At 31.0% G+C, this 10,348-nt stretch carries 10 protein-coding genes; all 10 read right to left on the reverse strand.

Going from position 1 to position 10,348, the window contains the following annotated elements; genetic code table 11:
• Nucleotides 1–111: 111 nt before the first annotated feature.
• On the reverse strand, nucleotides 112–609 hold the full coding sequence (locus tag RYK20_RS10110) for a YqiA/YcfP family alpha/beta fold hydrolase (RefSeq protein WP_314895330.1): 498 nt from the start codon (nucleotides 607–609) through the stop codon (nucleotides 112–114).
• Nucleotides 610–635: 26 nt separating this feature from the next.
• The gene (locus tag RYK20_RS10115; RefSeq protein ID WP_314895331.1) at nucleotides 636–1,664 is read right to left on the reverse strand and encodes a sugar-binding protein; all 1,029 of its coding nucleotides are present in this window, start codon (nucleotides 1,662–1,664) and stop codon (nucleotides 636–638) included.
• A gap of 41 nt (nucleotides 1,665–1,705) precedes the next feature.
• The gene (locus RYK20_RS10120) at nucleotides 1,706–4,129 is read right to left on the reverse strand and encodes a hypothetical protein (RefSeq protein ID WP_314895332.1); all 2,424 of its coding nucleotides are present in this window, start codon (nucleotides 4,127–4,129) and stop codon (nucleotides 1,706–1,708) included.
• Nucleotides 4,130–4,136: 7 nt separating this feature from the next.
• Nucleotides 4,137–4,424: a DUF4834 family protein gene (locus tag RYK20_RS10125; RefSeq protein WP_314895333.1), complete on the reverse strand. Its 288-nt coding sequence runs from the start codon at nucleotides 4,422–4,424 to the stop codon at nucleotides 4,137–4,139.
• 62 nt (nucleotides 4,425–4,486) lie between these two features.
• Nucleotides 4,487–5,743 (reverse strand): aspartate kinase, encoded by a 1,257-nt coding sequence (locus RYK20_RS10130; RefSeq protein ID WP_314895334.1) that lies wholly within the window; start codon nucleotides 5,741–5,743, stop codon nucleotides 4,487–4,489.
• Nucleotides 5,744–5,811: 68 nt separating this feature from the next.
• Nucleotides 5,812–6,933, reverse strand: a complete 1,122-nt coding sequence (gene dnaN, locus RYK20_RS10135; protein ID WP_297979238.1) for a DNA polymerase III subunit beta — start codon at nucleotides 6,931–6,933, stop codon at nucleotides 5,812–5,814.
• Between the two features lie 75 nt (nucleotides 6,934–7,008).
• A complete protein-coding gene (gene gldG / locus RYK20_RS10140; RefSeq protein WP_314895335.1) occupies nucleotides 7,009–8,670 on the reverse strand; it encodes a gliding motility-associated ABC transporter substrate-binding protein GldG in 1,662 nt (553 codons plus the stop codon).
• Nucleotides 8,667–9,386: an ABC transporter permease subunit gene (locus RYK20_RS10145; protein ID WP_314895336.1), complete on the reverse strand. Its 720-nt coding sequence runs from the start codon at nucleotides 9,384–9,386 to the stop codon at nucleotides 8,667–8,669. Before RYK20_RS10145 ends, gldG begins: the two co-directional genes overlap by 4 nt.
• Nucleotides 9,387–9,627: 241 nt before the next feature.
• Nucleotides 9,628–9,849, reverse strand: coding sequence for a hypothetical protein (locus tag RYK20_RS10150; RefSeq protein WP_314895337.1), 222 nt, complete (start codon nucleotides 9,847–9,849; stop codon nucleotides 9,628–9,630).
• Entirely contained in the window at nucleotides 9,846–10,067 is a 222-nt protein-coding gene (locus tag RYK20_RS10155; RefSeq protein ID WP_314895338.1) for a succinylglutamate-semialdehyde dehydrogenase, read from the reverse strand. The genes RYK20_RS10150 and RYK20_RS10155 overlap by 4 nt, the downstream gene beginning before the upstream one ends.
• Nucleotides 10,068–10,348 lie beyond the last annotated feature (281 nt).

A 10,348-nucleotide genomic window follows, 5' to 3' on the forward strand; every position in this document is an offset into this window, starting at 1 on the left:
ATGATGGTTTCCTTATTCATTATTTTTGAGTTTTAAATTTTGAGTTTAAGCTTTTTATAAATAAAGAGCTGCAAGCTTGTACCAGCTTAGGGACTGACTACTGACAGCTGCCTACTGACTACTGATTTTGTCAAAGAAAAATTTCAATTCTCTTGAGAAAATCTCAATGGGATAGAGGTGTCCCAGATTTTGTATAAGATGTATCTCTACCTGTTGTTCAGGAGTTTTGTCGGCTAAGGCTATGGGTAGGCTTTCCTTATAGGGGATCACCTCGTCCTGCATCCCTATGACAAGGAGCATATACTCCTTATACTGCTTATCCCAAAAAGGAGCAAAGGGCATTTCGTGCTGGTAGTTCAGCGCAGGATTGAACAATACACAGGGTTTTTGTAGCTTTTGCGCTAAGAAATAGCCGATAAGCCCCCCTGCACTGGATCCAATAATAACATCAATATTTTGGTATTCCTCGTATAAGTGAGTGAATAGCTCTGGATTATTTTTGTAATCAAAGACAGGCGCGAATATCTCTCCATAAGGAGTGAGTACCTCCCTCCTATCCTGATGCAGATAGCTATCTAAGCCGTGTAAATATAAGATTTTTATATTCATTAAATTTTTTGACAAGATCTTTAAAATCAATTATAATAGATATATTTCACTTCTGTATAAGCTATTATCTTATTTCCTTGATAGAGTGTTTTTCTAATGACATTTCCCTGAGAATCATACTGATATACAAATCTTTCTTTCTCAGAATTTCCATTATATACAATCTCCTGTAGGCTTTTCCCGTAAGGTGTATACATATAGAAAATTCGTTGTTTCTCCACCCCTTGTGGAGTATATTCCATATATTGGGAGATTTTATTTTGACGATTATACAAATATGATTCTACTTGTGTAATACTATCCTTAGAATTTATGTATGTAATATGTTGTAAATAATTATCATAAGAGTACAACAAACGATTAGGAGAATTATCTATTTTATAATTGTATGAAAGTTTTTCTATTAATAATGAATCTTGCTCAAATCTGTTTACTTCTTTTCCTTTCAAAAGCCATAATCCCATATAGTAATATGAGGATTCTTTTTCCAACTGGTAACCTTTACGATTGTACTTATATGATTCTTTTTCAAAGGGTTGCCATTTTTTTTTAGTATACTGATACTTAGTAATAGTTGATATTTTACCCTCTCTATCATATTCAGAAAGAACTTTATCAATAAGTATTAATGAATCTAAAAAATCATATGTAGTCCTACTTGTCTCATATCCCAATGTATCATACACATAATTAGTAAGAACCTGATTCGTTTTCTGTTTTTTCAGATTTTTACAGAAGAAATTTTCAGAAACTTTTCTATGTTTTTCGTCATAGTGAGAAATTATCCGCTCTTCAATACTATCATTAACAAAAATATTCTCCTTCTCATAACCATCCTCATCATAAATAAAGGAATGCTCTGACACTTTCTCTTTTCTTTGCTTATGAGAAAGAGAATCTTCAATAAAAGTATATGTAACAAAAATTTGCTTCTTAATGGCTCCCTGTAAGTTTTCCTTCTTCAAATCTGGATGAGGAGATTTCGGAATACGTTTTTGCTGAGATGACTGACTACAAGAGAAAAAAGATAAAATTATAATATAAAATATTTTCATTAAGTATAGATTGTCTAGAGAATAATGTGAAATTTGAAAAATTACTCTTGTTTAAGCTTTTTTAAATAGAAATTCTCTCGAAAGAAGATTCCTATCGCTACCAAAAGGAAGATAATTGATGAGAAGAGTGTTATCTTCCCTCCTATTTCTACTGATTTCGGTGAAAATAAAAATTCTATATGGTGTTTTCCTGCAGGAATCTCCAAAGCTCTAAGGGTATAATTCACTTCATAAATAGGAAGCTCCTCCTTATGGTCTATAATAGCTTTCCAACCTTTAGGGTAATAAATTTCTGAAAATACAGCCAATCCTTTCTGCTGATTATCAGAAGTATATACCAGTCTATCAGGCTCATATTGTTCCAATTTAATACCCGCCAAACTATCTGTTATGTAATGAGTATTTTTTAAATTTGTATCAAGAGTAATGGCATTTTCCTTAACAGAAAGCGTATCCAATGATTTCATCATTTCATCCGCATTCTTGAGAACATAAAGATTCTTGACGAACCAAGCATTACCAAGAGCATCAGGATTCGTCATTACTCTGGTTTGTCCTTGTTTATCTGATTGTAAAATATATTTAACATTTAGTAAATTAAGAATTTCAGGATTTTTATTTCCATAGAATTGATAATCAAATAATTCCTGAATCTTACGAGGCTTAGCGGCGTGATAACCTCCTACAGAATGAAAGGAATAAGAAGTTCTTGCTCCATTAAGAGCTTCATTTATAGAGAATACCCGAAAAATACTTTTATCTTGAAGAATCTCGGACTCATCTTCAGAGAGAGTAAAATAATTATTAATCTCAGACGGAAATGAATAAGAATCCTCTCGTAGGTAACGACTTGTAACCCCTACAATATCCCAAACCATCAAGATACATATAAATATAAAAGCTAATTTTTTATTTATTTTATTAATACAAAAAAGATACAATATTACAAAAATTGAACCTATATACAAAAATCCCCTCAGAATATCATAAGTATATATATCTTTCCTATCCTGTATAATTTGCTCTAATAATTCATTTCCATATACTTGTGAATAATAAGCATCATTAATTCCCTCAAAAGAAAGACCTCCTTTTGCTAGCCATAAGAATAATAAAAGTCCTCCTACAATAGTCCCTGTATAGAATAAAGGCTTTTTGTATTCTTCCTTTTGTGATTGAGTCAAAAAGTGATACAATCCAAAAATAGCCAAAGCTGGCAAACAAAATTCTAAAATAGTTTGTATAGAAGAAACAGCCCTAAATTTATTATATAAAGGGAAATAATCTATCATAAAGTCAGTTAAAAAACTTAGATTTTTGCCCCACGAAAGTAATAAAGAAACTATAATACCTGATAAAAGCCAATACTTAACCCTATTTTTTACTATAAATAAAGCCAGTATAAAGAAGAAAAACACAACAATACCAATGTAAGCAGGAGCCGCTACAATAGGTTGGTCTCCCCAATAGGTAGGTAAGTGTTCTGTGAATTGTAAAACTTGTTCTTGAGGAAAATGATTAGAAATTAAATAATTGTATGTCTGAGATTTTTCTCCTAGATTTTCATTATTAGAACCTCCTAAAAGCCTTGGTACAATCAAATTCAACGATTCAAAGATTCCATAACTGTATTCTGTTATATAATTCCTTGAAAGGCCACTTGAATTAGTTTTCTTGGTACCATCTACATTCAGGGTTAATTCTGATTTTCCACGTGTACTAAAACTTTCGTATTCTTTAGTTGTTAATAACAGTGTCGCATTCAATAGGATAGCAAAAATAGCTGCACTAAAGAGAACCCCTACCGATTTGAAATAATTCCTCACCTCTGACTTACGAATAGCATTATAAAGTTTTACAATACCTATAATTATTACAAGTAATAACAAATAATAAGTCATCTGGAAGTGATTAGCATTAATCTCTAAGGCTAAAGCTATGGTTGTCAGTAGAAAACTTAAAATATATTTCCTCTGAAAAGAAAGTAAAATTCCTGCTATCACAAAGCCAAAATAGCCAATAGCGTGTGCCTTAGCATTATGTCCCACAGTAAGAATAATTATCAGATAGGTAGAAAAACCAAAGGCTAAGGCTCCTAAGAAAGAATACTTATAATTCACCTTTAGGACTAGCAAAAACACATAAAAACTAATAAAATACAGAAATAGATAATCCGCAGGTCGAGGCAAAAACCTGATAACTTTATCTATTTTCTTGATATAATTATGAGGATATTCAGCTCCCAACTGATAAGTAGGCATCCCTCCAAAAGCACTATTAGTCCAATAACTTTCTCGTACTTCCCTAAAATCATTTCTCTCTTTAGACATTCCTATATACTGGACAATATCACTCTGTTGTAATTGTTTCCCTTGTAATACAGGATAAAAAAATGCTAAAGCAATTCCAATAAAAAGGAAAACACAAACTAGATGTGGTAATCCCTTTTGAATCTTTTCTTTCATATAATTTTTATTCAATTTCCTCAAAATCAATATATTCACCTACTATTTTCTTATCCTTAGAAGATTTTCTTCCTGTATTATTAGCTGACGAATTATTATATTGTGATTGTTCTTTTTTCTCTTTAAACGTCTGTTGATCAAAGAATTGTCTTTGCATAGTTTCCATTCTTCTCTTTAATAAGAAACGAATTATAACAGGCATTAATTGTATAAACAAACGAGAAAAAATACCTAAAAGTAGTAGTATTATAAATAAATACCCAAAAAAATCTATAAATGAAGCTTCTTGTAACATCTCTTTCTATTTTTGTGACCAAAAATACATCTTTTATTATGAATAAACAAATTTTTATCGTTTTATTCACGAACTATTTTCTGAAGTGTATTTAAGGCAAATTGTTCTAGAAGTATTTCTTTCTGATCATCTAAAAATTCAAAAGAATCTTCATTAGAGGAATGACGAATAGTATAAAGTATAACATTTTCTATACATTCTACTTTAAATTTTTCTCTTAATTTTTCTAACAGAAAATGTAAGTTTTTAAATTTATCCTCTATACATATATTAAAACTAATAGCAGAATTCTGCAATAAGCTAACTTTTATCTGATAAGTAGCCAATAGATTAAATATAAAACTGATGTTTTCCTCCCCTATAAAAGAAAAATCAAGAGATGATAGGGAAAGTAGGTGTTGGTTTTGTTTCCTTATATAACAAGGAATTTTTGGAGTTAGTTCATTGATTTTACATACAGAACTTCCTTTCGCCTCTGGATTTAAGAAAGAACGCACATTCAGAGGAATTTCCATTTTCTGAAGAGGCTGTAAGGTTTTAGGATGGATTACAGAAGCTCCATAGAAAGCAAGCTCAATTGCTTCCTGATAAGGAATTTTCTCTAATAATCTTGTTTGCTTGAAATATCTAGGGTCAGCATTGAGAACTCCAGCAACATCTTTCCATATAGTAACACTCTCTGCCTGAAGACAATAAGCAAAAATAGCTGCAGAATAATCAGAACCTTCTCTTCCGAGAGTTGTTGTAAAATAGTTAGAATCACTTCCTATAAATCCTTGTGTGATGTACATTAATGAAGGTTTTATGCTATCACATATATTACGTTTTGTCTCTTCCCAATCAATCTCAGCCTCTCTGTAATTACTATTAGTCCTTACCAAATTACGCCCATCTAACCATATATTACGAATCCCCTTATCATTAAGATAATGACTAATAATTGTAGTAGAAAGAAGCTCTCCAAAGCCAACTATCTGATCATACACAAAACTATGTTTAGGAGATTTATTTCTATCAATAAAAGAAGTAATTTCTCCAAATAACCCATCTATTTTCCAATAAACAGGATGATTTTTATCTTCAAAAAGCTCATCTATTATTGTATAATGGAAATCTTTTACTTTTTGAAGACTCTGTTCTGAAGAGTTTTTATCTTTAAAATAACTCTCAACAACCTCCTCTAGAGCATTTGTTGTTTTCCCCATTGCTGAAATAACAATAAGAATATCTTTTTTTTCTGTTTTTTCTAGAATAGAAAATACATTTCTTACACTTTGAGCATCTTTTACAGAAGCTCCTCCAAATTTATATACTTGCATATTGTATTATTATTTTACAAAAAAAGCCCTCTGATAGAGAACTTTTCTTTTATATATTAAAACTATTATTATGAATTAGAAAGCATTGTAGGCATTACTAACATATATACTCTCTCTCCTTCATCCAAGCCGTCTGCTGGTGTAAGAATTCCTGGACGATTAGAATAAGACATCTCTAAAAGAATTTCATCAGAAGAAAGATTACCAAGCATTTCTATAAAGAATTTTGAGTTAAAACCAATTTCCATATCATCTCCTTCATAATTACAAGGAATAGTCTCATCAGCTCGGTTATTATATTCAACATCTTCAGCGAATATCTGGAGTGTATTTCCTACAATTTTCACACGCATTTGATGAGTTGCCTTACTTGCAAAATTAGATACTCGCTTGGTAGAGTTCAGTAGAAGAGTTCTATTTACAACTAATTTATTAGGATTTTCCTTAGGAATAACAGCTTCATAATTAGGATAATTTCCATCAATCAATCTACAAACAAATTCCAACTCATCAAAGGAGAATTTTACATTGCTTTCATTATACTCAATTGTTACTTCACTTTCACTTCCTGCAAGATTTCCTTTTAGGAGGTTAAGAGGCTTTTTAGGAATAACAAAAGAAGTCGGTTGCTGTGTTTTTATGTCCTTACGCTCATATTTTACCAGCTTATGGGCATCTGTCGCTGCGAAGATAAGAGCCTCTTCCGTAAAATTAAAGAAAACTCCATTCATTATTGGTCGTAAGTCATCATTACCTGTTGCAAATAGTGTACTCTGTATAGCTGTAGCCAATATATCTCCTAGAATAGTTACTTTATCAGCATTGTCTATTTCCACAACCGTTGGAAATTCAGCACTATCCAGATAAGCTAAAGTATACTTACCATTATTTGAAATAATATCTACTGTATTATTATCATTAATGACAAATGTTAGAGCCTGTTCTGTAAATGTCTTCAAGGTGTCTATAAGGAGCTTATAGGGAACTGCAATACTAATACTATCTGTACTCTCCACCTCAATCACTCCTTTAATAGTTGTTTCTAAATCAGACGCAGATACAACCAACTTATTTTCAGATAGTTCAAATAAGAAATTTTCAAGAATAGGCATTGTATTATTACTATTAATAACTCCTCCTATTATTTGAAGCTTTTTCAATAAATACGTACTTGATACAATAAATCTCATATTACTTGTTTGTATTAGAAAAATAAGTGCAAAGATATTCCAAAAAAGTGAATTGTGAAATTTTTTCACTAAAAATTATGAATATTCTTTTCGATACCATATTCTAAAGATAATAATTATTAAAAGAAGAAGAATCATTGGAGTTACAAAAGCAATAACCTCCCAATATACTTTCTCTTCTTTTATAAATTTTTTATCCAGAAAAGGTAATGAAATTTTCTTATTTCGTAATTGTAGAAAATTTGTGTCATCTAATAGATAATTTACACAATTCTGAAGAAATATTTTGTTATCAAAGAACTGATTAGTCCATTTATCATAGCCTAATTCTATAGGTTCTCCTTGCTGAATGTCATTTTTTATAATATCTCCATCCGAAATAACAATCATTTTTGTAACAATACTCTCATCTTCACTCTTTAGTTGTTCTATAGGTTTTATTCTATTCTTAAAAGCTGAAGAAAAATTCCCTTCCAGAAGTACTGCCACTGGAAAATTTCCTTTGTTATAACCTTCCATCGTTTTCTCTGGAAAATCAAGAAAAATTTCCTTCGGAATGCCTTCTTGCTTAGAAATTGGAGAAGAAGTAAGGAGAACTGTCTTTTTCACATTGTTACTTAGAGTATCAATACTACTAACAAACTGTAAGCGAATACCATCTAAGTTTTTTGTAATCAGGTGATTATTTGAAGATAATATCATAGGCGAATATACCCAAGGTATTGGAATATATTGAGTTTGACTTCCATTACCTTGTGCAACAACCACTTGGGTAAAATACCAATCATTTAACAAATCATAATTCAGCCGAACTCCATACTTAAATAACATATCTCCCAAATTCAAATCAATAGGCATTGCCATAGTATGTCCTTCCTGCTTATATAAGTCCTCCAGCGAAATAGAAGTCTGATCCAGAAGCCATAGTACCCTTCCTCCTTTCATTATATATTGGTCAAGAACTTGCTTTTGCTCGTCTGAAAATTTTTCTGTAGGCTTAGCAATAATACATAACTGATATTCTGAAAGTTGCTTAAGTGTCTTCTCTGGATTAGTAGCTACTGAATCCAGAGTAAAAGGGGCTATGTGGTAATATTCTTGTTCTGTACGAAGAAAATCTGCAATCTGAATATCTGGTAAAGTTCCATTACTTTTAAGGACTGCTATCTTTTTTTCTTTCTGTATTAATAATTTATATAAAGCATCTGAGAATGCATATTCTAGATTTTGTACAGAAAAAGCTATCTTTTCTTGTGTTGTTGCACCTATTTTGTTACGAATCAATGAAACTCGCTGCTGTTTTTCTCCTTTTTCTATAATTACCCAAGGAAAAATATATGATTCAGAGGTTTTCCCTTCCTGTGAAGAGGTTATCAATAAGGGTGTGAATCCCTCATAATTGAGCTTCTGAATCTGATCATCTGGATTTTTTCCTTCCAATGGATTTACAAATTCAAAAGAAATATAATCATTAATAGCTCTATACTCCTCTAATAGTTGCAAAGTCTCTGTCTGTAATGATTTATATTCGGGAGGTATATTTCCCTTGAGTAACACTTTTATATATATAGGCTCTTCTACTTTTGAGAGTAAGTCCAAAGTCGTTGCTGAAAGTGTATAACGCTTATCCGAAGTAAGATCAAAACGCTTATAGAACCTCTTACTAATGACCAGAATTGCCCCTAAAAGAATAATTACTAAAAGAATTGAAGTAAGATAAGGCTTAATTAATTTCATTTTTTTTCGATTTGTAACGATAATTGGGTCAAGTATAATAAGAAAAATATAATACAAAGAAAATAAACAACATTTCTGGTATCTATAACTCCTCTGCTAATATCTTCAAAATAAGCTTTGAAGCCAAATGAAAGAAAAATATCTCCTACAATTATGCTTATAAGCTCATCAATCCCAAAGAAAAATAGAAAATTCAAAAAAGTAGCCAAAATAAATGCTATAATTTGGTTCTTGCTTACCGCTGAGGCTATCATTCCTACCGATGCAAAAGTACTCCCCAACAGAAATAAGGCTACATATGAACCCGCTGTAGTAGCTATATCAATATTTCCTATCGGTTTTCCTAGATTCCATAATATGTATATATACACTCCCGAAAAAAGCAAAAGTATTATAAGAAGAAATATGACAGCCAGATACTTAGCCAATACAATCTTCCACAGAGAAATAGGACGAGTAAAAAGTAATAGGAGCATTCCTATACGTCTTTCCTCTGAAATACTACGCATAGTAAGGGCTGGAATAAGAAAAACAAAAAGCCAAGCCGAAAGAATAAAAAAAGGGTGTAAAGAAGCAAATCCGCTTTCTATTATATTATAATCCCCCGATAATACCCACAAAAATAGGCTATTAAAAAGCATAAAAAAAGCAATCACTACATAACCTACCGATGAGGTGAAAAAATAAGCAACTTCCTTTCTGAATAAAGAAAACATATCTATTAAAAAAAATAATTCTATATCTAGTGGCAAAAGTACAATAATTTTCATTACATAACAAGACTAATTTCATAATCTATAATAAAAGAAAATTAAATGTTACTCTCTTTCTTGATAATCTACAATATCACCAAAATGCTGGTATAACTTCTTTATGATAATTTCTTCTGAAACTCCAAGAGTAAGTAAATCATAAGAAGCATATTCTATTATTAAGCCATCATATGTACTATAACAATTACTTTTTCAATTCGTCATAGCTCTTTGTAAGTACCTCAATTAATTCTTTCAAATCCAATTTTTTGTGGGTATCATTAGGATTGTTGTATATATCAATGATTGTTTTATCACCTTCCTTGAATATTTCTGCTATTTGATAATCAGGGGCTTGTTCATCATAAATATCTATATGAAAATCTTCCTTATCTTGAGGAATGTATAGAGTTGCTTGTAATTTCATATTTCAACTGTTTTCAAATAACCTTCAACAAAACTCTTAATAGTTTCTGAGGAATAGTCTCCTGCTTTGGTATAAGAAATACCCATAACTTCTAAAGCTATGGCTTGACAGTGTTCCTCATTAATAGTAATAGCTTTGTTAGCTAATATTTCTCTAATAATAACCATACTTTTTCGCAGGTCTTCTGTTGTAGCATAGGGAGGTAAAGTTATTTTCATCAGAAATGGCACTTCACCGTGTCCTGTTGCTTTATAGGTTTCTTTCCAAAATGTATAGCAACATTCACATCTATAAAGGGTAACCCATTGTGTAGGATAAAAAGCTATCTTTTTATAAGCTATTTTATCTTGAAAGTTTTTGATTGATTCTCCCTCTACAATATCAGCTAACTGGTCACAAATACATTGTTTCATTGTATAATTTCAAAATTACTTTCTTTGGTATTCTCTACAAGTATAACTCCTCCATCACAGATAAGACAAAACCCATTTGCCTTATC

Origin of the sequence: uncultured Capnocytophaga sp. (assembly GCF_963525585.1) — a bacterium.
In the GTDB taxonomy this organism is placed as follows: domain Bacteria; phylum Bacteroidota; class Bacteroidia; order Flavobacteriales; family Flavobacteriaceae; genus Capnocytophaga.